Source organism: Acinetobacter sp. RF14B (assembly GCF_006864105.1).
In the GTDB taxonomy this organism is placed as follows: Bacteria; Pseudomonadota; Gammaproteobacteria; order Pseudomonadales; family Moraxellaceae; genus Acinetobacter; species Acinetobacter lwoffii_C.
The window spans coordinates 1-255 of the sequence record NZ_SMTB01000285.1 but is presented as its reverse complement, the minus strand read 5'-3'; the positions used below and the strand labels follow the sequence as shown (position 1 = coordinate 255).

At 37.6% G+C, this 255-nt stretch carries 1 protein-coding gene; it reads left to right on the top strand.

Annotated elements, in window-relative coordinates:
- Positions 1 to 62 precede the first annotated feature (62 nt).
- Positions 63 to 255, top strand: a 193-nt coding sequence (locus E2K52_RS14995; RefSeq protein ID WP_151205750.1) for a transposase, incomplete at its 3' end; no start/stop codon positions are given.

Genomic DNA, 255 nt, shown 5'->3' with positions numbered 1-255 from the left:
TGAAGAATTGGTTTTAAATACTTAAAATCCTCCTTTGAGTTATTTTTATTTCTACATTTTCAATGGCACGCACTCTTCTTACCGATGATATCTGGCAGAAAATTCAAGATACTATGCGATTACATGGGTGCTACTGTTCAAAGAATAGTAGAAATATCATGGAAGCGATCTTATGGAAACTGCGTACAGGCGCCACATGGCGGGATATTCCCCAAGAATTTTGTCCTTGGCAAACTGCTTACAATCGCTTTAATC